18 protein-coding genes are annotated in these 24,081 nt (G+C 43.0%); 13 read left to right on the top strand and 5 right to left on the bottom strand.

Annotated elements, in window-relative coordinates:
* Positions 1-15 precede the first annotated feature (15 nt).
* Positions 16-1,479, bottom strand: coding sequence for a DHA2 family efflux MFS transporter permease subunit (locus MHB64_RS30215; RefSeq protein WP_341136019.1), 1,464 nt, complete (start codon positions 1,477-1,479; stop codon positions 16-18).
* Positions 1,480-1,645: 166 nt separating this feature from the next.
* Between MHB64_RS30215 and MHB64_RS30210 the strand changes: the two genes are divergently transcribed.
* The gene (locus MHB64_RS30210; protein ID WP_280788034.1) at positions 1,646-2,200 is read left to right on the top strand and encodes a TetR/AcrR family transcriptional regulator; all 555 of its coding nucleotides are present in this window, start codon (positions 1,646-1,648) and stop codon (positions 2,198-2,200) included.
* Between the two features lie 170 nt (positions 2,201-2,370).
* Here MHB64_RS30210 and MHB64_RS30205 read toward each other — a convergent pair whose 3' ends face one another.
* The gene (locus MHB64_RS30205) at positions 2,371-3,522 is read right to left on the bottom strand and encodes a metallophosphoesterase (protein WP_341136018.1); all 1,152 of its coding nucleotides are present in this window, start codon (positions 3,520-3,522) and stop codon (positions 2,371-2,373) included.
* Positions 3,523-3,649: 127 nt separating this feature from the next.
* Between MHB64_RS30205 and MHB64_RS30200 the strand changes: the two genes are divergently transcribed.
* From MHB64_RS30200 to MHB64_RS30155, 10 genes are all read left to right on the top strand, one after another.
* Positions 3,650-5,920, top strand: a complete 2,271-nt coding sequence (locus MHB64_RS30200) for a helix-turn-helix transcriptional regulator (RefSeq protein ID WP_341136017.1) — start codon at positions 3,650-3,652, stop codon at positions 5,918-5,920.
* A 144-nt stretch (positions 5,921-6,064) separates the two neighbouring features.
* On the top strand, positions 6,065-8,827 hold the full coding sequence (locus tag MHB64_RS30195; protein WP_341136016.1) for a glycoside hydrolase family 3 N-terminal domain-containing protein: 2,763 nt from the start codon (positions 6,065-6,067) through the stop codon (positions 8,825-8,827).
* Between the two features lie 51 nt (positions 8,828-8,878).
* Positions 8,879-11,191, top strand: coding sequence for a beta-glucosidase (locus MHB64_RS30190; RefSeq protein WP_341136015.1), 2,313 nt, complete (start codon positions 8,879-8,881; stop codon positions 11,189-11,191).
* 74 nt (positions 11,192-11,265) lie between these two features.
* Positions 11,266-11,889: a hypothetical protein gene (locus tag MHB64_RS30185; protein ID WP_341136014.1), complete on the top strand. Its 624-nt coding sequence runs from the start codon at positions 11,266-11,268 to the stop codon at positions 11,887-11,889.
* A 193-nt stretch (positions 11,890-12,082) separates the two neighbouring features.
* Positions 12,083-13,123 carry a zinc-dependent alcohol dehydrogenase gene (locus MHB64_RS30180; RefSeq protein WP_341136013.1) on the top strand — a complete coding sequence of 347 codons (1,041 nt, stop codon included), beginning with the start codon at positions 12,083-12,085 and terminating at the stop codon, positions 13,121-13,123.
* Positions 13,124-13,159: 36 nt separating this feature from the next.
* Positions 13,160-15,100, top strand: a complete 1,941-nt coding sequence (locus MHB64_RS30175; RefSeq protein ID WP_341136012.1) for an alpha-amylase — start codon at positions 13,160-13,162, stop codon at positions 15,098-15,100.
* Between the two features lie 15 nt (positions 15,101-15,115).
* Entirely contained in the window at positions 15,116-16,252 is a 1,137-nt protein-coding gene (locus MHB64_RS30170; RefSeq protein ID WP_341136011.1) for a sugar ABC transporter substrate-binding protein, read from the top strand.
* 21 nt (positions 16,253-16,273) lie between these two features.
* Positions 16,274-16,933: a dihydrofolate reductase family protein gene (locus MHB64_RS30165; RefSeq protein WP_341136010.1), complete on the top strand. Its 660-nt coding sequence runs from the start codon at positions 16,274-16,276 to the stop codon at positions 16,931-16,933.
* 74 nt (positions 16,934-17,007) lie between these two features.
* Positions 17,008-18,372 (top strand): MATE family efflux transporter, encoded by a 1,365-nt coding sequence (locus MHB64_RS30160; RefSeq protein ID WP_341136009.1) that lies wholly within the window; start codon positions 17,008-17,010, stop codon positions 18,370-18,372.
* A gap of 223 nt (positions 18,373-18,595) precedes the next feature.
* Positions 18,596-19,135, top strand: a complete 540-nt coding sequence (locus MHB64_RS30155) for a hypothetical protein (RefSeq protein ID WP_341136008.1) — start codon at positions 18,596-18,598, stop codon at positions 19,133-19,135.
* Between the two features lie 12 nt (positions 19,136-19,147).
* On the opposite strand, the gene MHB64_RS30150 is transcribed toward MHB64_RS30155, so the two are convergent.
* Complete coding sequence (locus MHB64_RS30150) at positions 19,148-20,572, bottom strand: HAMP domain-containing sensor histidine kinase (RefSeq protein WP_341136007.1); 1,425 nt, start codon at positions 20,570-20,572, stop codon at positions 19,148-19,150.
* Complete coding sequence (locus MHB64_RS30145; protein WP_179281477.1) at positions 20,569-21,258, bottom strand: response regulator transcription factor; 690 nt, start codon at positions 21,256-21,258, stop codon at positions 20,569-20,571. Before MHB64_RS30145 ends, MHB64_RS30150 begins: the two co-directional genes overlap by 4 nt.
* A gap of 200 nt (positions 21,259-21,458) precedes the next feature.
* On the opposite strand from MHB64_RS30145, the gene MHB64_RS30140 reads away from it, so the two are divergent.
* A complete protein-coding gene (locus tag MHB64_RS30140) occupies positions 21,459-22,661 on the top strand; it encodes a macrolide family glycosyltransferase (RefSeq protein WP_280788041.1) in 1,203 nt (400 codons plus the stop codon).
* 55 nt (positions 22,662-22,716) lie between these two features.
* Here the strand turns inward: MHB64_RS30140 and MHB64_RS30135 are convergent, their stop codons facing one another.
* Positions 22,717-23,475, bottom strand: coding sequence for an SDR family NAD(P)-dependent oxidoreductase (locus MHB64_RS30135; RefSeq protein ID WP_094875289.1), 759 nt, complete (start codon positions 23,473-23,475; stop codon positions 22,717-22,719).
* A gap of 138 nt (positions 23,476-23,613) precedes the next feature.
* Between MHB64_RS30135 and MHB64_RS30130 the strand changes: the two genes are divergently transcribed.
* Complete coding sequence (locus MHB64_RS30130) at positions 23,614-24,000, top strand: MerR family transcriptional regulator (protein WP_341136006.1); 387 nt, start codon at positions 23,614-23,616, stop codon at positions 23,998-24,000.
* Positions 24,001-24,081 lie beyond the last annotated feature (81 nt).

Genomic DNA, 24,081 nt, shown 5'->3' with positions numbered 1-24,081 from the left:
TAGTTACAACCAAGGTTATTCCTTGTTAACTAGGTTTGCTTTCTTTTCAATCGTGATCTTGCTTTTCATAGGCATAAATAAGGTTATAACAAAAGCGGCGACGGATAAAATCATCATAAAGTAATAGGCGTCACTTGCCCCAAGAATGGATGCAAGGGATTTAAGGATCTCAGGAGTAGTAGAGGGATTGCTCTGCATCACTGTGGCCGCATGACTTGTAGCCTGCACAGTGTAAATCGTAATTACGACAGCAGTTCCGATGGCTCCGGCAATTTGGCGAACGGTATTGTTCACTGCTGTGCCATGCGTTCCTAGTTGTTTTGGCAACGCATTTAGTCCGGCTGTATTGAGTGGCATCGTAATAAAGCTTAATCCAATTCGCAAGCCAATGGTACGAATCATTAGATACATATACGTGGTCGATTCAGATAGATCAGTTACCGCCCACATAGATGGAATAATAAATAGCAGACCAATGATGAACAGCGGTTTGGCACCGAAACGGTCGTATAATTTACCGGTGACGGGCGACATGAACGCATTTACGAGCGCCCCCGGCAACAAGAGTAGTCCTGCATCAAATGCTGTAAAACCACGGCCATTTTGCAGGTAAATAGGCAATAGAATCATATCTGCGTACATCATCATGGTGATTAATACATTAATAAGAGATGTCAGCGTAAATACTTTATTTTTGAAGACAGACAGGTTTAGCAGCGGATCATCTGACTTGATTTGTCGAATACAAAATACGGCCGTTACAGCGATTCCAATGCCTAATGTCAGGATTACTATTACGTCGTCCCAGCCTTTACTGCCTGCACTACTGAAGCCGTATAAAATCAAACCAAATCCGACGGTCGATAAAAGAACACTTACCACATCAAGCTTCGACTTAGAGGTCTCAGATACATTCACTAAATATTTGAACGCCAACGCTATAACAAGGATGACAAGTGGGATAAGGCCGATAAATAACCAGCGCCAAGAGTGATATTCGACAACAAATCCCGCGAGCGTCGGTCCAATGGCAGGAGCAAATATCATTGCGAGTCCAAGCAGTCCCATAGCACTGCCACGTTTCTCAATAGGGAAGACCGCGAGTACAACGCTCATCATGAGCGGCATTATAATGCCTGCACCAGCAGCTTGGATCATCCGTCCGACTAAGAGTAGACTAAAGCTCGGCGCTGCTGCACAAATGATTGAGCCAAGTAATAAAAATGACATGGCACTTAGAAATAATTGACGTGTTGTAAAACGTTTCATTAAATAGGCTGTAATCGGAATCAATATTCCGTTGACCAGCATAAAACCCGTTGAAATCCATTGTACAGTTGTTGCCGTGACATCAAATACATCCATCAGACTACTTAAGGCGACATTTAAAAGCGTCTGATTGAGTGTAGATAAGAAACAACCAAAAATCAGGATGGTTAGTAGGATTCCTTTATTTATTTTCTTAATATCTTCTTGCATGGTACAGGCCTCTCTTCATTGCTTTTTCGACATAGTGTCAATAAAATGAATCATATCAGGATTTAAACTGTATTCCTATTTGCAATTTTATTTAAACTGTCGACTAATCAACAGATTCGGTAAATTAGTTGATGAAATGCCATAAAAACGATAATAGAGGGATGAAATGACTGTACACAAAAAGGTTGACCCACGAGCTGTTCGCTCAAAAAAGATGCTGAAGAATGCTGTTTTTTCATTATTGGCTGACAATGTAGAGATTTCGCAATTAACCGTCCAAAAAATCGCTAACACTGCCGAGCTGAATCGTGCAACGTTTTATTTGCATTATGAGGATATTAACGATTTATTGCGGCAGATCGTACATGAAATCTTTGATGACCTGTCTATGAAGGTTGAACCGCTATTACATGTGAAGAGTAACAACGAACAGGAGCAGCTGGTCACATTTTTAAATTACTTTTATGAATACCGGAAAGTGTTTGCTGTATTAATTGAGCACAAAGGTTTTAAACAGCACTTGACCAGCCTGTTAAAAAATACGATCGAAAAACGAAGAAAAGCGAGAAACATAGATCCCACTAAAGAGGTAGTCTCCGTTGATATTATTGCGGCATCACTACTGGGGATTATTATGTGGTGGATTAAGGATGGCAGCCAATATAGCGCAGAATACATAGCAGGGCAAATTACCTTGATGTATAAAAGAAAGTATTTATAAGTGCTAGACTGCGCTACATGGAGGACATGGGTAAAACCGCTGTATGATATAGAGATACAAATTTCAAGATAACGGATATTCCCCGCACCAACCTTAGGTAAAACTATAAAAAGCGGCAGTCTATGACGATAATTCTCGTTCAAAGGCTGTCCGCTTTTTTAAAAATCATATTATTTAAAATCAACTTTAATTTGTGCTATCTCACTGTTCGTACCAATGCGTAATGGCGGTCCCCAAGTCCCTACACCAGATGTAACGATGACGTGAGGGCTGTTTGGATTCTTCTGATAGTGTCCGTAATCTACTGTGAACATAGCATTGGTGATTAGATTTGCAGGGAATACTTGTCCTTGATGCGTATGTCCACTAAGTATCAAATCGACGTCATCTCCGTATTCAATCATATTCGTGGGTTGATGATCCATTACGATAACGGGCATAGTGGTATCAATGTTACTCATCACTTCAGAAGTAACTGCTCTAGCGTTTCCTTGATCACCAATCGGGGATGAATCTCTCCTGCCAACTACAACGAATTGATTATCAATAACGACATGCTCATCATTTAGAAGTTTAATGTTACTCTTGTCTATAAAGTTCACAATTTCATCGTAGGATCGTCCTGCATCATGGTTACCTAAACAAGCATAAACCCCATAGGTGGACTGAATAGTATTTAATAACTCTATTCCTTTGGAAGGATTAGAGAGGGCATAGTAGTTTCCATTAAATATATCTCCTGACATCAACACAATATCCGGCTGCATATCATTAATGCGATCAACAACCTCTGCAAGAAATTTGACATCATTTATGTAGCCTAAGTGTAAGTCGCTGATTAGAACAATATTTAAATGCTCTAATGAGGTGCTTTTGTGTATTTGGATGGGATACGATACTTCTTTTATCTGATTGGCGTTATAAATCCCATAGGACACCAACCCTATGACTAGAATTAATACTACTGACCTTGTATGAAAAACAACACGTTTTGGCGCAGGGGAGGGGATGATTTTGATCCATTTACTAATAAGTAAGACTACATCGGAAAGGAGTAACAGCAAGAACAAATAGAAATAGATCCCCATCCAATAGTCCCCGGATTGACCAATAAAATTAACAATACTTGAATCGGTCGTCATAGCTGAAGAGGACAATAGTAGATTAATAATGATTGTTACCGCACACAAGCCGTAGATGACTCCGTATATAATCCCGTTTATATTTGGAAATACATGTTGTAACCATTTAAAAATCTTTCTCGCGATGTAATAGTTACTTGCCGCGTACATAGCGAATATAAACAAAAATGCAAATACCATATGATGCACCGTCCTATTTTTTTAGATTTCAGAGAGCAATCGTTTATAATCAATAATTATGAGCAAATCGTCAGGTACTCAGTAACAGTAACATATTTTTTCATGTTGGAAGAGGAGATTGTTGATTTTGAATAAAAAGAACAATGGATCAGATCAAATCGTACTGGCCGCAATCGAAACGATTGAGGAAGTGGATTTTCTAATTATGACGGAGTTAACGGCATGGTTTGTTCTTTCTGGTTATCTAGAAATAATGCGAAACGGTTCGGATATTTTGATTCGGACAGGCGATATTTTCGTTTTTAATAAAGGTGATATTGTTCGTGTAATTGGCAGTGAAGAGAATGCGACGCTCTCGGTAAAGTTTCTAACCAATGAGTATCAAGAAGAGTTTCCGGCATTTAAGCTTAACATTCCACTGTCGATGGTGTACAAAAAAGATGGATATGAGCTTGTGAAGAATTGTATGGCGTACTTGTACGTCGAAAGGATATATCCGGGCGCCGGTTCTGATTATATCATCGAAGGGTATTCGAAACGTTTAATCGGATTGCTGTACCGTTATCTTGGGCCAGAAGATGAAAAGAAGCAAGTGCATACAGCTTCGGATAAGGTAAAAGAAATTGTATCATTTATCAATGTTAATTATGCGGACAAACTCAGCCTGGATGAGATTGCTGAACAGTCTTATAGTAGCAAATACTACTTGGCGCATTCCTTTAAAAATCAGCTAGGGATTTCAATCGGAAATTATATCAAAGAAGTGCGATTGTTTCATAGCTTACGTATGCTGGAAAATACGAACGATAAGATTGTCACGATTGCTTTAGTCAACGGCTTCCCCAATGTACGATCATTTAACGAGGCATTTAAAATAAGGTATGAGCTTTCACCTGCTGAATTTCGTGAACAGCGTCAAATAAGAGCGGTGCAGAATCGTGCCGATGCGGAGCTGTCCCAAGATGTATTAGCTCTACTATCGCCGTATGTGCCGTTAGGTGAATTGCCGGCTGGCACGTCTATTGCCCCCGATCGCATCGAGGTGCAATTAGATTTGCATAAAACGATCGGCCAGTACTCAAAGGTCAATCATGTTCTTAAAGTAAAAGGCGAACTTATGGATAGCCGTTTGCTCGAAGTACGTCAACGCCTTAGGGTGAAGTGGGTAGCGGTCACTCGTATTTTTAAAAAAGTGGATATACGTTTAAGCGAAGGGAAGCTGTTCTGTTCATTTCGTGAGTTAGATCGAATGTTGCAGCAGATCGTGTCTGTTGGCATGTTTCCCTACCTTCAATTTCAATCTATAGATTTGGATGATTGGGAGGAGCGGGGATTTCATAACAATGAATGGTTTCAAACGATAATGACTGAATTAAATCTTCATCTGCAACAAAATTATATGACAAGTCAGGATTGGATGTACGAGTTCCGCTGCTTCTATGAAATGAAAAATAGCAGGGAATTACGTTTGCCGTTAGTGAATGCCATTTCAATCTTTAAAAACTATAAGAACGTAGTCATTCATTTTCCCATCCCGCCAGAAGATGCGATGCTGCTCGATATGACCTGCCATAATGCCGTTTATTGCATTGATGACTGGACCCGTATGCGCAAGATTCCACTTGAAACTGCGCTTAATTATCTATTTGATGAAGAATACATTCGGGTCATTGGTGAGAACACAAACATGCAAGATCAGAATCGTATTTTGGATCGAATGCTGGTTTACGATCAGGATGATTATCTACACGCCTATTCAGATCTAGCACAAGCAAATGCAAGCATTTGGCAATATATAAACCTAATGAATCAAAACGAAATTGCAGGTCACTATTTCCCCCCGTTATCACTCGATTCAGCCAAGCTGTTTGAGTATTTTCCAGATGAGCTGGCAAGTAAGCTTTCATTACTTACACCGGATGGTCGTTACAAGGACAATTGGTATGCGACAGCGTTTGTGAGTCGCTTGTTTGATGAGATTGTGTTCAAAAACAACTCATGTATCGTGACAAAACAGCAAGATAATTACCGCATTTTAACGGTTTATCCAGAAGAAGAGCAACATCTGTTTATCAATGAAAATAAGGAAAAACTAGAATTAGCTTGGCATAAGGCAAAAAGTCCCTATGTTTTTATAAAGATGGAGCTTACAAACCTTGAAGGGACATACCGATTGATCAAGCAACGATTAACTACTGAGCAAATAGATCAGCGATTAGACCTTGCTGATTTAAGAAAATGCAAAAAGTTGTCTTTCGAAGATATTGCGTATTGGAATGCAATTAATCGACCTTCGAGAAGCGTAGAACAACTGAAAATAAAGGGAAATCATACACTTGAGTTCGAAGTTCCGCTATTCGGGATTGTTATGATCGACTTAGAAAAAACCAACGATTAATGCTAAATATTGCTCACTCGATTTCTTGATCAATCGAATGAACGCAATATTTAGCTTTTTTTTCGACAAGATCCTCATAGTTAAAATGTAAGCGCTATATTATGATTGTGGAAAAGAAAGACGATACCGGAGGGGGTCGCCGTGGTGGACAATTTTAATACTAAACGCGTTAAGAAAAGTGAAATCGTGCAAAAGGTGAAGGAAGATAAAGCTAAGCTGCGAGCGCGAAAGCAAGAAATTAAAGCGCTACCGGAAGCAGAACGAACAGCAGCGATTGAACAGGACAAACAATTACGAAAAGAGCAAGAGCAACAAACAAAAATAGAGTTGAAAGCTCTAAGTCGCAAAGATCGTAGAGCGATGAAAAAAGAAGCGAAACGCTACAAGAAAATTAAAAATAGACCAAGACGTTTCACCGGCTGGTCGATCGTAGCGCTTGTTGTCATATTGTTGTTCGTACAATTCGGTGCAACCGCTTCTAGCATCATCGATGCGCTGACAGGAAAACACATTACAGCCGTAACCGATTCCCCTGAGGCACTTGCAGCACGTGAACAAGGTGGGAAAATAGCTGAAGAAATTGCGAATGAAGGCATTGTTCTATTGAAGAATGATGATAAACAGCTGCCTTTGAAAGATAAAAAGGTTAACGTCTTCGGATTAGCTGCATTAGAGCTACGTTATGGCGGCGGAGGATCGGGTGCGGGGGATACTTCCCGTGCGGTTAATTTATTTAAAGGTCTAGAAAATGCAGGTATTTTGTACAATACCGAGCTTCATGACTTGTATCAAGAGGTTGGTGCAAAAGCAGGAGTGGGCAGCAAGGCGAGTACCGGAGTCATTCAAGTTGTAAAAGGTATGTTAGGCGGAAACTCTAGCGATGAACCTAAAATCGATTATTTATCGGACGAAGCAATAGCACAAGCGAAATCCTATTCGGAAAATGCAATTATTGTCATTGCTAGTGAGAGTACAGAAGCTAGTGATGCGACCGCTGAGCAGTTGAAATTGACAGCAAATAAACGCGCTTTGATTGAAAAGGTTGCACAGTCATTTGAAAATGTCACAATCGTTGTAAATGCGGGGAATGCATTAGAGCTTGGTTTCGTAAATGAATTTAAATCTATTAAATCTGTCTTGTGGATAGGAACACCTGGGCCTTATGGAGCCAACGCATTAGGAAATATTCTTGCAGGAAATATCAATCCATCAGGCCGTATTACGGATACGTATGTTTATGACAATGCATCGGCTCCAGCAAGTGAGAACTTTGGAGACTACAAATACGATAATTTGAAGTATTCATTCCTCAATTATCAAGAAGGTATCTATGTCGGTTACCGTTTCTATGAAACCTTCTTTTTAAATGATGAAGCAGGCTATCGAGATACCGTGTTATATCCTTACGGACATGGATTAAGCTACACGGATTTCGAGTGGAAGGTCCTGAATCAGTCATTGTCGGAAGACAAGATTGAACTACAAGTCGAAGTGAAAAATGTGGGCGACAAAGCCGGAAAAGATGTTGTTCAAGTTTATTATTCAGCTCCGTATATTGCAGGCGGCATTGAAAAATCGGCCATCGAACTGGCCACTTATGCAAAGACGTCTTTGCTGGAAGCGGGTCAATCCGAGGTACTTACCCTTTCTTTTGCTACCGAAGAGATGGCTTCTTATGATATGAGCGTAGAAGAAGCGTATGTACTAGACCCAGGCACCTATTCAATTAAAGTGGCTCGCAATGTCCATGATATCGTGGCAAGCTATGACCTTCAGTTGGCTGAGAAGAAGGTTTTCAAAGAAGATAAGGATACCGGAACGCCTTACGAGAATCGCTTTGAATTAGCAAAAGGTGAAGTTACGTATTTGTCACGGAATGATTGGGAGAAGACATATCCTTCGGATGAAAATATTAGTCATAAAGCACCGCAGAATGTGCTCGACGCATTCTCAAAAGAGCAGGAAGCATCAAATTTGGAAATGCCAACGGTTGGCGCTGATAATGGCTTAGTACTGGAGGATTTGAAAGGTTTAGCCTTTGATGATCCGAAATGGAATGAATTCATGGATCAGTTTACATTGGACGAAATGATTGATTATGTAGCAAACGGCGCCTATAGAACAATGGCGGTAGAGCGTTTGGGTGTTCCTAAAACGTTGTTGATGGATGGACCTGCTGGATTTAGTTACTTCTTTAAGCCAATCGAAGCCGCGTCATATCCGTCTGAAATCGTCATTGCAGCAACATGGAACAATGATCTAGCCTATCAAATGGGAGAAGCGGTTGGTAAAGAAGCGCGTGCGTATGGCATTCAAGGCTGGTATGCACCGGGGATGAATATCCACCGTACAGCACAAGGCGGCCGTAACTTCGAATACTTCTCAGAAGATCCTGTGCTTTCAGGAAAAATAGCGGCATCTATGATAAACGGCGCAGAAGACCAAGGCATTATTGCCTTTATGAAGCACTTCGCGTTAAACGATCAAGAAACCAATGCTCGTTCAGGAAATCTGATCTGGGCCAACGAGCAAGCGATTCGCGAAATCTACTTGAAGCCGTTTGAGATTACGGTTAAAGAAAGCAGCCCTCTTGGCGCAATGTCTAGCTTTTCGATCATCGGGACAAAGTGGGCAGGAGCGAATTCCGTCTTGTTAAATGATGTTCTGCGTAAGGAATGGGGCTTTGATGGATTTGTTTCCAGTGATGCAGTCTTTGGATTTATGAAAGCGCCGGATGCGGTTGTAGCTGGTAATGATCTCATGCTCGATATTATGACACCAAGTAAAAACGCGAAATTATTAAAACAAGCATACAAGAAGGATCCTGCAGGAATCACAAACGGGGTTCGCACAAGTGTTCAGCATGTGTTGTACACGATCCTGCAAACCTACTTATTCGAAAAATAGGCGTAAGCATGCGGGGTGAAGAGATTGAAGTATAGAGCATTAATTGAAAGTATGACGGTAGAAGAAAAAGCATCTTTAATGTCTGGCGCAAACTTCTGGAATACAAAAGCAATCGACCGAGTGAAGATTCCAAGCATTATGCTGACCGATGGACCTCATGGTCTGAGGAAGCAAGGCGGAAAGGCAGACCACTTAGGCTTAAATAAAAGTCTGCCTGCCACTTGTTTTCCGACGGCGGCAACCTTGGCTAATAGCTGGGACAGACAATTAATCTATGAGGTAGGTCAAACGATTGGAAAAGAAGCAGCTAGCGAAAAAGTGAGCGTGTTGCTTGGTCCTGGATTGAATATCAAGCGGAATCCGTTATGCGGACGAAATTTTGAGTATTTTTCCGAGGATCCTTATTTAACGGGAGAATTAGCGAGCGAGATGGTCAAAGGCATTCAGGTGAACGGTATCTCTGCATGTCCTAAACACTTTGCTGTCAACAGCCAAGAGCATATGCGAATGACGATTGACGAAGTCGTGGATGAACGCTCGTTAAGAGAATTGTATTTAGAAGGATTCAGACGTGTAATTGAGATGGGTCAACCGAAAACCATCATGACCTCTTACAACAAAGTGAATGGTACCTTCGCTAATGAAAATAACGATTTGTTACAGGATATTCTGTACGGAGAATGGGATTTTAATGGCGTAGTCGTTACGGACTGGGGCGGTAATAATGACCGTGTTGCAGGGTTGAAAGCAGGAAATCAATTGGAAATGCCTTCAACCAATGGAATTACGGATCAGGAAATCGTGCAAGCAATTAGAAAGAATGAGCTGGCCGAAGAAGTGCTGGATGACGCTGTCGATCGTCTGCTGGAGTTAGTCTTTACTACCCAGCTGCATGATCAAGATACACCGCGTATCGATTATGAGGAGCACCACAATAAAGCGATAGAAGCTGCCAAACGTTCGATTGTGTTATTGAAAAATGACGATAAGATATTACCGCTTAAACACGGCAATAAAATTGCGATTATTGGTGATTTCGCCAGTAATCCTCGCTACCAGGGTGCTGGAAGCTCGCTTATTAATCCTGCCAAGCTATCCAATGCCTGTGATGTGCTCGGTCAATCTGGCTTGTCGATTGTTGGGTACGCGAAAGGCTTCAAGCGAATGGGCGGAAAAAATGATCGGTTAATAAAGGAAGCTGTTACGTTAGCTGAGAAAGTAGATACCATTCTACTGTTCTTGGGGCTGGACGAAGGCAGCGAAGCCGAAGGTGTTGACCGCGTAAACCTTAGCTTACGTGACAACCAGCTCGAACTGCTTCGCTCATTAACAGAAGTCAATTCCAATATTGTGGTGATTCTCGCGGGCGGTGGCGCCATTGAAATGCCGTTTATAAAGAATGTAAAAGCTATCGTTCATACCTATTTATCTGGACAAGGAAGCGCTGAAGCGTTAAAGAGTATTTTACTTGGAGAGTACAACCCAAGTGGTAAGCTCAGCGAGACATTTCCGATTAAATATAGTGATGTCTCTTCTGCCCCTTATTATCCAGGTAAGGAGGCAACCGCAGAACATATCGAAGGCATTTTTATCGGTTACCGTTATTTTGATACCGTGAATAAGCCTGTGTTATTTCCGTTTGGATATGGGCTGTCCTATACAACCTTTGCATATACGGATTTAACGGCTGATCAGCATCAGGTTACGTGTACTATCACCAATACAGGGGCAGTAGCAGGGGAAGAGGTTGCGCAGCTCTACATCCAGAAACAAGATTCGTCCATCTTTAGAGCGAAGCGAGAATTAAAAGGCTTTGAAAAGGTGAGCTTAGAGCCGGGTGAAAGCAAGCGTGTCACAATCATGCTGGAGGAACGTGATTTTTCCTATTATAATCCGACGATTCACGATTGGGCGGTTGAGCCTGGTGCTTATGAAATTCAAATCGGCAGTTCAATCCAATCTATTCTTTTGCAGGAACGTATTACGCTTACAGGAGATTCCGTTTCTTGTGAACATACCAAGGATCAATTCCCGCATTATTTTAGCGGACACGTTCATGAGGTAACGGCAGCGGAGTATAAGGGGCTGTTGGGATATGAACCTCCTTCTCCTTGTTGGGATCCAAAGCAGGACTTGGGGTTAAACGACACCATTGCTCAAGCTAAATATAAGAACGCACTTGGAAAAACAATCTATCATATTGTCCTTTTCTTTAACAAGTTTTTCGAAGCAGTAAATAAGCCTTTGCTAGCGAATAATGTCTACTTTGTTCTGAATATGCCATTTCGTCAAATTGACCGTTTTACTGGCGGGAAAATTAGTCGAAAGCAAATCCTGAAGGTGTTGAAATGGATAAACCGATAGACAAATAGGAAGTGAAGAAAAGGAGATACCACGGTATCTCCTTTTTCTAAGCTTCAAAGGAGAAATAGAAGAATATGAGCGAAGTAAATATCGAAAAAAATACAGGAATGATGGGTGTATGGAATAAATTTAAGGGGCTGCATCCAAATATTGCACAATTCATAGTATTTTTTATACTGAGTGCTGGGATGACGGTATTACAACTTGTTCTAATGCCTTTATTTAAACTTATATTTGCACAGACATCATTACTATCTACAAGCCTTCAAGTTTTTCAGTTGGGACATAACTTTGATGGAAGTGCCTATTATGTATTCGATTATGCTGCAGGTTCACTTGCATCAGGAGGTGGAGGAGGGCTTGGCTATTTTCTTGCCGTTCAAATTACACTCGGCATTGCACAGATCATTAACTTTTTCGCACAGCGAACCATTACATTTAAATCAAACAGTAACGTTTGGAAGGCCGCTTTCTGGTATGTACTAGCGTATATTCTTATAACCATTGGTGCTGCCGCGGCACAAGGATTTTATAAGGCTCCTATCTATAATTTATTAATTAACACATGGGGAATGGGTTCAATGGGGGAGACAATAGCGGATATTATTACAATGATTATCAATAGTACGATTTCGTTCTTGATATTCTATCCTATCTTTAAGATCATTTTCAAACAAGAGCCTAAAAAACTGGCTTAGTAAAGGAACACCTTCCCTGATTACCGGGGGAGGTATTTATACTACCAACATTTTAAAGCGCTTACTTATGTGATTATTATATGAAAATGTAATTAATAACATTTTACGACATTATTCACCTTACTTTTACATGGGAGTTATGATATGTTTTGGTTGAATATGGATAATTTTAAATATGAGAGGAAGAATGCGTATGGAAGCGCTGGTGTGGACATCCAATCATAAGCTGGAACTCTATGAACGGAAAGAACCACAGATTGCAGCCCCGGATGAAGTTAAGATCCGGATTGAGATGACAGGCATTTGCGGAACAGATCTAGCGGTCATCACCGGTAAAGAGGAAGGAGTTCCAGGAATCATTCGTGGTCATGAGGCTGTAGGGACCGTAATCGGAATTGGCAGTAATGTTGATCGTGTTAAGGTGGGGGACCGTGTAGTTATCGATCCGAATCAAAGCTGCAATGAATGTTATTTTTGCTTGAAAGAGCAGCCGCACTTATGTATAGGACCTGATGGAAATGGGATGCCGATTGCTGGTTTGAATAGAAATGGGACATTCACTTTTTTTTACACTACTGCACAAACGTTTGCACACCTTCTGCCTGATCATATGAGCTGGGAAACGGGGGTATTAATCGAGCCGCTTGCCTGTGTGCTGCACAATTTCAAAGAAGCTAATGTCACAGCTGACGATAAGGTGCTCATTCTTGGATCGGGTCCAATGGGACTGTTAAGTCAAAGGGTGAGCAAATCAAAAGCTGCGCTCACGGTAGCGACGGAAATTAATCCCTATCGGTTGGTATTTGCTAGAGAAATCTCGGATTTTGCTCTAACACCATCCCAATTAAATCAAGCTACCGTAGATGAAATCTGTGCGGGACATAAGTTTGATGTGATTATCGATACGGTGGGCACTCAGCTCGAAGTGGCGGAGAAATGGATTGAGCGTGGAGGGCGCATCATTCCTTTTGGAATTAATGCGAAGTATCGGTACACCTTTTCCCCTACCAAATTCGTACAGCAGGCAATCAAAATTATCGCAACGGGCGAATACCGCTATATGTTCGAGGAAGCTTTGCAATTTGCCGCTGAGAGGCCTGAACTAGAGAAACTGGTGACGAGAAAAGTTAAGCTCAATCAGCACGAAGCAGCAATAAACGAGTTGATCGGCTATGAATTGAACTCTTTGAAGGTGGTTGGGAGTGACACCGTAAAGACGGTTTTTGTTCCCTAAACGTAGAACTGCAATCAACGAGAGGTGGATCTGTTAATGAGCAAAGAAAGCAAATTTAGACTTGTTCAGGATTACTTGTCTATACACAAAGATAAAGACGTCGCGCCAATTTGGATACCTGCTGTGTGGAATGAGTGCAAATATGAGTGTGTTCTTTTCGAAAAAGACGAGGAAATTTGTGTGCATCCGTATGATTTTTTAACAGAGCATTTGAAGTATATAGACAAGCTTTCGTGGAGATATTCGCTTAAGGAACGCACGAATTTAGACGACAGCGCAATCTATTCTTCGTTAATTCGTTATTCGACGGCTTGGGATTACAACCATGATGGGACAATCCAATCTGGTACTTTTTTAAGATTCCTTATTCTTCTGCCGCTGTTAAAGAAAATGGGCATCAATATTCTGTATATGCTTCCAGTGAACCAGTACAGCAGGTTGAATCTGAAGGGAGATATCGGGTCACCTTACGCTGTGCAATCGTTATTCCACTTGGATCAGAACCTACACGATAGCCTGCTGGATGGTATGGAGCAGTTTACGATCCACGATGAGCTCAGCGCTTTGGTAGAAGCTTGTCATTTACTTGATATTAAGACTGTTGTTGATTTCATTCCCCGTGTAACGGCGAAAAACAGTGTGTTCATTACCGAACATCCTGAATGGGTGTATTGGATCAAAATGCAGGAATTAGAAGGTTTTGCACCGCCATCGATTCCTGAGCTTGGATTCTTTGAGGAGTGTACCCCTGACAAATTGGAAACGGTCTACCACAGCCAGGAAACCGCAGCATTTCTGCGGAAGTTCTCGCCGCCACCCAATGAACTTCATCCACTCCTTTGGCAGCGGTTAAAAGAAAGAGCTGCTAAAAATGGAGATGAGCTATTAACTCTGGTGGAGCAAGAGATGGGGATAACGACCGCTCCCGCGCATTCGGATTGGATTAACGATGTGCAGCCGATTTGGACAGACATTACGTTCTTGCGCCTTTACAAGGACGTCTCTCCGCAAGTGAGACATCTTATAAGTTCGGATCAGGCACCGTATGTTCTTTTTGATACGATTAAATGTAATGACTATCCAGGTGAGGAGCCGAATCTGAAGCTGTGGGATGTGTTGGAGGAGGCCGTACGGTTTAATCTCGAAAAGTATGGGATTGATGGTTTCCGTATCGACATCGGACATGTACTTCCTATTCCGCTGTTGACTCGAATTTTTGACACGATTAAAGAGTTGAATCCGAATGCGATCTTGATCAGCGAAGATTTGTTCAATCGTAATCACAAGAAGGCGGCGAGCACCGGCTACAACATTATGCTTGGCAGCGGATGGAATGTCATGACGCATATGAATAAGGACAATCTCGTTTCATTCTTAGAGGAGCTGCCTGAATTAAATATTCATGTGTTCGCCTGTGCAGAAACGGCAGATACGCCTCGGATCACGAGCCGTGGCGGTGTTGAGGTAGCTCGGATGATCGCGGTATTTAATCAATTTCTTCCGAATGCAATTCCATACGTGACGACTGGTTATGAAATGAATGAGGAGCAGCCCCTCAACTGTGGTCTTGGTGACAACACGAACGGAGAGGAGATTTCTCGCGCTTTTTTTAACGTCATGAAAATTAATTGGACTAATCCTGCACCGATGCTGCCACTGCTGACAGAGCTAAGTGAACTTAAGAAAGATTGGCCCCAGCTAGTGAAGCCAGAAAACTTTTTCGTGGCGCAGTCCCCGGAAGGTACAGTTCTGTACGGGTATATGCATGGCGAACAGACGCTGCTCTGCTGCTTTAACTTGAGTGCTGATGCTTCCTGCCAAGTTGATTTGAAGGCTGCGGTACCTGGGCGGTGCCCAATGACCGTGACGCTGGATAGTTCCTTAACGGGCAGTATCGTAGGTCAGACGATAGACAGTATACTGCTAGCACCAAATCAGGCTTTAGTGCTCGTAAACAACCATAGACAAGTTAGTTAAGGGGGAGAGGCAGCGATGGAAAAGAAAAACAAAGAAATCATGTTATGGCATGAGTTTGACGGTCCGGGAGATACCTCGATTGAGGTGTTGGAGGGAATTTGCAAGCTGTATACAGAGCGCTTCGGCGTAGAAATTACGCCACAAGTGATGAACATTACGGAGTTGACTGCGCGCCTGAACCAAATTAAGGACACTCATCAAGGTCCGCATCTGGCGATGGTTCCTGCGGATATGTCCTCCTATGTTGAGAATGGCCTTTACTCTGAAGTACCAGGCTGGCAATTCGAAGATGCACTGACTGAAGGGGCACTTTCAACGATGCAACTGGATGGTGTTCAGTATGGTATCCCGGTATTACAGGGCAATCATCTGGTTCTGTATTACAATCCGGAGATATACGCCAGTGCGCCGACGACATGGGACATGTTCGAAGAGGCAGCAGAGAGGTTGTCCGCTCAAGGCATCATACCGATTGGAGCAGATTTACAGCAGGGTTATTGGTTTATTCCGTTTCTTACAGCTTTCGGTGGTTGGCCTGTTCAGGATGGAAAGCCGAATATCGTTACCCCTGAAATGAGGCAGGCGCTTAAGTTCATCCGCGACAAAATGGATCAAGGTGTGATTGTTAGTCTCGACGGCTCTACAGGACTGCTAGAGCAATTCATTGAGGGTAAGATCGGCGCTATTATTTGTGGTGAGTGGATTTATAACCATTTGGATAAGCAGATGAACAACAGGCTTGCGGTTTGCCAGCTTCCGGTCATCGAAGGGCGACAATCACTATCTATGTCTTCTTCCATCGGCCTTATCTACCCTAATCATTCGTTAACGTCTGAGGAGCGGGAAAATATTTTATCCTTCACGCATTTTATGTTGAGTGACGAGTGCCAAACCATGTGGACGCTAGGCGTGCAGCGGATCCCGGCTCAGGAAGAGGTGCTGAACCGTCTAGGTGCCTCTGCTATGCCTAACAAAAAGATGATTTTATCGCTGTTGGATCACGCACGGCCGATGCCGACGTACCCCTTCATGATTCAAGTATGGGAGGCGCTAAATACGGGTCTAACCGAGCTGCCCTTAAGCAATCCTGAACAAGCATTGAAAAAAATAGAACAGGCCATCCAAGCATCCTGGGGCGTATATAAAAGCTAAAAAGAGACGGGGAGAAGAAACATGAAAACAACGATATTCAGCCAAATTTCGATTGACGGTAAGCTCACTATGGGAGCTGGTAATTCGAGTAAGGAGCTTTTTTCTTTGTTTTCCAGTAAGGATATGGAATTCATTCATCTATTCCGGGGGAATGTGCAGGGCATTATGGTCGGCAAAAATACTATTCTGACGGACAATCCCTTTCTTACTAATCGGTATGAGGAGAACAAAAATCCAATCCGGATCATTCCGACGACCACCTTGGATATTCCGCTGGATAGCAATGTGCTCTCGGATGAGGGGAGGACGATTATTGTCACAACCGAGAAAGGGCGGGATGAATATAAAATCAAGCAAATCCGGGAAAGAGGGAAGGAGTGCCTCATCTGCGGTGAGGATAAAGTCGATTTCGTGGAGCTTGAACGTCAGTTGGAAAACAACTTTGGCATTACCAGCTTGATGGTCGAGGGCGGCGGCTTTTTGAACTGGCATATCTTCAATCAAGACATCGTCGATGAAATTATTCTGATGCAGCTCCCGATCATCATTGGCGGTTCCACGAACATTACTTTAGTAGATGGAGACGGGTATCAGCAATTATGCTTTGCGAAAAAGTTCAAGGTTGTAGAAATTCAGCCAAAAGATAATTATACGCTCATGCGCTACAAAAAAGTGATATAACCTCACACAAAGTCATAGACTGCGAATGGCTATGGACGCTGTAAAATCGAGAATATGGGGGTTGTGAACGATTCATGTCAGAGAAAGAGAACTTCTACAAAAGTGTGTATAAAATCGCTGTGCCCGTTACGCTTCAAAGCTTACTGATGGCATTGCTCAATTTGACGGATCAATTGATGGTCGGGCAGCTTGGAGATGTGGCGATTGCCTCGGTGGGGATGTCCACCAAAATATATGGGATCATCGCGGTTGTCTTGGCTGGTTTATCGACGGGTGTATCCATTTATGCAGCCCAGTTTTGGGGGAACAAAGATTCCAAAAGTGTCTCCCAGGTGCTTGGCCTTGGACTGATCGTCGGCTTCGCGTTCTCGTTCTTATTCTCTGCAGCCGTCTTCATCGATTCGCCGCTTTTTCTGAGCATGTTCACGACAGATGCGAATGTAATAGATAATGGGTATATTTTCCTTCAGATCATGTCGATCGGCTTTGTACCTGTCATGCTCACGATGATGTATTCCGCGATTTTGCGTAGTACGGGGCATGCCAAATGGCCGATGTATGTAAGCTTAATTGCTGTTGTTTTGAATATTATACTGAATTACGTACTTATTTTCGGGAACTTCGGTGCTCCAGCGCTTGGTCTGAAGGGCGCGGCAATTGCTACCCTTATTTCCAGGGTGGTAGAATGTTTGTTGATTATTGGTGCCGTGTACCAATATCGTTTACCTGGCGCTGTTGGGCTAAAGAACTTGTTCATCATTCCTAAACCGCTCATCCGCAAGTTTTTTGGAACGACGTATCCGCTGCTGCTGACTGAATTGATCTGGGTATTGGGTGAAACGGCATATGCGATTATCTATAGCCGCATGGGGACGATGGAGATGACGGCGATGACCATTACCTTCCCATTGCAAGGGCTTTGCATCGGCTTATTGTCCGGTCTGGCTAGTGCGGCTGGGGTATTGGTTGGCAACCGTTTGGGTGCGAACGAAACGGACATCGCACTCGATCATGCGAAAAAATTCATTCGTCTTGGCATTATCATCTCTCTAATTGTCGGGGTTATCATTGCGGCAGGCTCGAAGCTGTATGTCTCCGCATTCAATATCTCCGAGGATGCTAAACAGATGAGCATATATATCGTTATCGTATTCGCTGGATTTCTTTGGGCCAAAGTTTCCAATATGATCATAGCAGGCGGTATTCTAAACAGTGGGGGAGACAGCAAGTTCGTGTTTAGCATGGAATCGACCGCGACATGGCTGATAGGTGTCCCCTCCGGGTTGTTGCTATCATACGTCTGGAAGCAGCCTGTCTACCTTGTATATCTCGTCATATCACTTGAGGAGGTTGTCCGTTTTGGGTTCGGTTACGCCCGGATTTACTCCCGGAAGTGGATGAGGAATTTAGTTAACGATTTGGCTGAAAAAGCGATGTAAGGTCAAAGCACATAAAAGTAAACACACATCCGGGCTGTGGATCGCTCAAGGCTTCCGTGTATTCCCGCCTAAGGGAAAGTCACGGGAGTCTTTTTGTAACTAATGATATGATTGTCGTATGGGGTGGCTTTGAACGGGCGATAATTAATTAAACGAGTCTAGTCAGAAAGGAACTGCTATGCAAGAGACTTCTAGAAACCATAGATTTAATTATTTTTTTGAAATGATTCTCTACCTCATTTGCGGAGTATCAATTGTTTATTTTGGCCTGAATGGAAATTATGATAAAACATTTCAAGCGGCCCTTATCATTCTGGTCCTGTTACTCTTTAAGGGCTTAATCACAAGGACCAACAGCGAACTGCCTCCCGTACTTCAATTTTCGGTGCTGGTCTTTATCACAATCACGATGATGCTCGCCAATTTATTCAATTTGTATGGTGTCATCCCTTACTTAGATAAGATTGAACATCTGCTGTCTGGAATTATTTTATTCTTCGTAGGACGATTCATCTTGTTCAAGTTGGCTAAGCGTAAAGAGCTGGGCGGTCTGCCTTCTAACATCATCACTTGGTTCGCGTTCCTGTTTGCTGTTGCAATGGCTGGAATGTGGGAGATTTATGAGTTTACGGTGGATCATCTCTTTGAGCTTCATTCGCAAAATGGTAGTTTGACCGATACGATGATGGATATGATTTGCGGAACATTGGGCGCTCTCGTCGCTTCCTTCTATTTATTCGTAAAAGCACGCAGAAAAACGTAGCTTTGATCAACGTTAATTTTCACGTTCACTAGGAGACTTCTTAGGAATTCTAATCTGAAAAATGGTTTCCGTCACGGCTTCGTCCAGCAATTGCACGCTGCCATGGTGCAATTCCGCGATTTCCTTGACGATCGAGAGCCCGAGGCCGAGCCCTTCGCCTTTTCTTCCACCGTCGGCGCGGTAGAAACGCTCGAAGATATGCTCGCGATCCTTCAGGGCGATACCTTTACCCCGGTTTTTGACCGTGAGAGCCACTTCCTCTTGTTCCTCCGTTAGTCCAATTCCCAGATAATGTCCCTCTTCACCGTAACGAACGGCATTGTCCAGCAAGTTGCGCAAAGCACGTTCGATTAGCGGTGCGTCGATCATGACCTCGACATCTGTATCTTGGATGTCTGCCTCCACCACGATGTTCTTATCGTCCAGGAATAAGAGGTACTCGGCTGCGATCTTTCGCATTAATTCCGACAGGTTATGCGGAGCCAGCTGAAGCCGAAGTAGATGCTCTTCTTGACGGGTAATGTCAAGTAATTGATCAAGCAGCTTATCCATGTAGCGAGAGCGCTGCAGGATGATTTTGGCCCCGGACTGAAGCTCGTTCTCATTCTTGTACGCACCGGTTCGGATCATCTCGGCATAACCCAAAATCATAGTTAATGGCGTTCGCAAATCGTGAGACAGGTCCGATAAGAGCAGTCTTCGCCGATGTTCTAACTGTTCGATGTGGGCAGACTGGCTCTGGATACGCTTTGCCATTGAATTGTAGTGCTGAGTCAGCTGAGCAATCTCGTCCCTCGACTTATCCTCCAGCACGATGATATCGCGTCGGATTCCAACTTGGTTCAGCGCGTTGTTCAGTTTTGTAATGCGACGATCGGTGGAAGAGAAAAACCATAAGGAAAGGAGATAGGGTAGCAACAACGCCAGTAACAGAGGTAAAATAAATGTTAATAAAGCCTTATACGTTCGGAGAAAAAAATATATTTGTCCAGATGTCATGTCTTCGCTGGATAAACTCAATAACATGTAATAGGATCGATGATCATGGGCAACGGAATAAGTGAGAGTGATCGGAGTATTTTCACCCCAAAGATTATTTGGCATATGGTCAACACGGTCGGCTAATTTGCGGAAGTCGTAGGAATTATTCTCGCCGGCGGAATCATACAGTGTCGACCCGTCCTCAGCCAGCCACTCTAGGCGGATCTTGGAATGCGGGCGTAGTACTTCTTCCAGAAGAGGTTGAACCTCTGGTCCCGAGTAGGCGTCTTGCCGTTCTATAGCCGCAAGTGCTTCATGTGAGATGGCGTTTAACGTCTTCAGATCATATCCTGGGGTCCAAGTCTTCCCGGTCATTAGGGTAATCGTAATAAACAAGACGATACTTCCTGCGGCACTGGATAGCATCATCAGCCATAGCTTAGTTCGTCTCTTCATCGTCCGTCACCTGAGAGGCGGTAGCCGATGCCGCGAATGGTATGAAGATTAGATTGGGACCCGGGTGCGCTTTCAAGTATTTTTCGGATGCGGCTGATGAAGACGCTGAGGTTGTTGGCGTCATAGTTTTCATGCTGCCAAACTTGCTTGTATATTTCTCCTTTTGTTAGTACGCGGTCAGGATTGAGCATGAACACTTGCAGTAGATGGCATTCGACTGGAGTCAGTCCATGTTGTTGCCCATCATTATGTAGTACATAATTGTCGATATCCAGAATAAGCTTATTCAATTGAATCACATGGGGCCGGCTAAATGTCTCGGGATGGCGCCTGCGGAAATGGGCCTGTATCCGCGCCAGCAGTTCCATTGGACTGAAAGGCTTGGTCATATAATCGTCGGCTCCCAGTCCAAGCGCATCAATTCTGTCCTCCACCTCTCTTCTCGCACTAAGCGCAATAACCAGCGTTTCCGGGCGATGTTCCCGCAAGTAGCGTAGAACTTCGAAACCGTTACCGTCGTCCATCATGATGTCCAGAACGATCAGTGAGAAAGGCTGCGTTTGTAGCTGTAGGATCGCCTGCCGCCCAGACTCCGCTTCGGAGATGTCCCATCCCGCACGTTCCAGATGTAAGCGAATAAGCTCACGAATGTCGGGTTCATCATCGACGATCAGAATCCGGTCCATGTTTTCATCACTCTCCATTCTTCGCTAAATATGTTTTCATTATTATAGCAAGATTAGATAAAATTAGGATTAGAATATCATTTGGAGATTTTGATAAGTAGAAGTCGGTTCTTAGTTAAACATATAATGGGTACATTGAAAAGGACAAAAGAGGGAGCTACATACATCGTAACTAAGGTCATAACTGAGGAGTGGTAGGCATGGCACGTGTCTTATTTATTAATGCTGGATCAGAGGGACATATCAATCCAACGATTGGTGTTGTACAGGAGCTTATTTCTCGTGGAGAAGAGGTAATGTACTTCACTATAGAAGCTTTTCGGGAGCGTATGGAGGAGACAGGTGCTATAGTACGGACATTGGACGCTCAACAATTTGTAAAGGCCTTTATTTCAGGTGGAAGGGATTATCTGCTTGAAAGAGTCAATGGGCTTTTACTTACGGCGGATATCGTTATACCAAGCGTTCTTGAACAGATCAAAGGGGAGCATTTCGATTACATCATCCATGATTCGATGTTTGGTTGTGGACGTTTACTGGCTCAAATTCTTAATCTTCCTGCAATCAACTCTTGTACTTCTTTTGCACAGACTAAGGAATCATTTGATCAAATCATGGAACGATTCTACACAGAAGCGCCTGCAGAAATAGTAAAAGCTGTAGACGATAGATTTCAAAGTCTGACCTTAAAAATAAAGGAACAATACGGTGTACAGATTCACTCTCCTTATGAAGTGTTCTGTAATCCTGCACCACTTACCATCGTGTATACGACAAGGGAGTTTCAACCTTATGGAGAAGCCTTCGACCCATCATATAAATTCGTTGGTCCTTCCATCTCTGCACGATTAACGTCAGATCATTTTGAATTTTCTGCAATCAAGGGGAAGGACCTAATTTACATTTCAATGGGTACGGTCTTCAACCAAGCAAGTGATTTCTATAAGCTTTGTTTTGAGGCATTCGGGAATACGGATCATACGATTGTTATGTCCATTGGGAACAAAGTGCAAATCTATGATTTGGGAGAAATTCCTCACAACTTCATAGTTAAAAACTATGTTCCACAGACGGATATATTACAGTACACAAAAATATTCATTACGCATGGTGGAATGAATAGTGCGCATGAGGGTCTCTACTATGGGGTTCCGCTAATTGTAATCCCACAAAGTGCGGATCAGCCGATCATTGCGGAGCAAGTCGTCAATCTTGGAGCGGGCATTAAATTACAAATGCAAGGATTAACTGCAACTGAACTGCGTGAAGCTGTAGAGCGTGTGCTCACCCTTCCGTCATTCCCAAAAGCTGTTGCAACGACTAAAGATTCTTTTCGAACATCCGGTGGAGCTCATCAAGCTGTTGATGAGATTTTCGAATGGAAGTGTCAATATCTTGGTTAGTGTGCATGGCCATCCGTTGAAGGATGGCCATATTTGTTTAACTTTCGAGACAAGCCTATCGCGTACTCTCCACATAATTTAAAATAGCGTCTCTCAACTCAAACTCATACGTCAAACCATTCACAAGTCCTACCACATGATTGCTGTCATACAGATCAAGCATGAAGCCAGCCATTTCCTTCGCGGTATGGAATTTCCGCACAGCGCCGTGATATTCGAAGTTCGTGACATCAAAAGCACGCTTCGCGAATTCTGTTTCTGTTGCGGCAGGTGCCAACACTTTAGCCTGCATAGGTGCACCTTGACTCTTTAATTCATGAGAGAGTCCTTCGGTAAATGCACTTACATAAAACTTGGTCGCGCAGTAGGTTATAGCATTGCCCACAAGGGTGTAGCCGCCACCAGATGAAACGTTGATTAATTGCGTTCCTTCAACAGTAGAATAGTCACGAACGAAAAGAGAGGAGAGTATGGTTAACGCTTCTATGTTCAGATGTAGCATTGTAGTTATTTTATTTAAGTCTTGCTCGGCTACTGAAGCGAAGTTCCCAAATCCGGCATTGTTGATCCAGGTTTCGATGGCATATCCTTGCAGGCCCTCATACAACGTATAAGCATTCTCGATAACGGATAAATCAGCCGTTTGAATGACGACCTCTACATTCGGTTGAATCCGGGCAATTTCAGACTGTAATTCCTCCAGCTGTTCCTTTCTGCGGGCCACAAGGATTAAGTTTTTTCCACGAGAAGCAAAAGCTAGGGCTGTTTCATAACCTATCCCTGAACTAGCGCCGGTAATTACAGTGTATTTCATGTGAATGCCTCCTATTTTTTCTACGAGAATGTAATTCGATCTTAAAGCGATTTGATTATATAGGTTAGAGTTTACTCTAAGGCAAATGTTTTTTATAATCAGGGTGACTTTCAAAATAAAATAGAGTAGAGGATATGCATGTACACGATTAGCGAGGTATCCAAGTTATTGGGGATAACCACATATACACTGAGATATTATGAAAAAGAAGAGATCGTTGCTCCGATACGAAATGCCAATGGGGAAAGGGTATATGATGATACTCATCTTGCTTGGCTGCGATTTGTGCTGAGGTTAAAGCAAACCCAAATGCCCATCTCACAAATCAGGCAATATGCCCAGCTATATTTAGAAGGAGAACATACAAGCCAAGCCCGCTTGAATATTCTGGAAGATCATAGAAGCTCAGTTCAGGATCAAATCAGACATTTAACAGAGACAGAGAAGATGCTGAACAACAAAATTGCTAATTACAAGGTCTTCATTCGAAAAGGGAATACACTGGATTTGTCTATGGATGACTAGTAGTACAATTACGCTTCATCCATGCAAAAGGGGAGTACCTCAGGCCTTACGGCCAACAGGTACTCCCCTTTTCCTCCTAAA

It is taken from the genome of Paenibacillus sp. FSL K6-2859, from assembly GCF_038008265.1.
GTDB lineage: Bacteria > Bacillota > Bacilli > Paenibacillales > Paenibacillaceae > Paenibacillus_AQ > Paenibacillus_AQ nitricinens.
The sequence above is the reverse complement of the archived record's forward strand: the minus strand, read 5'-3'. Positions and strand labels throughout refer to the sequence as shown.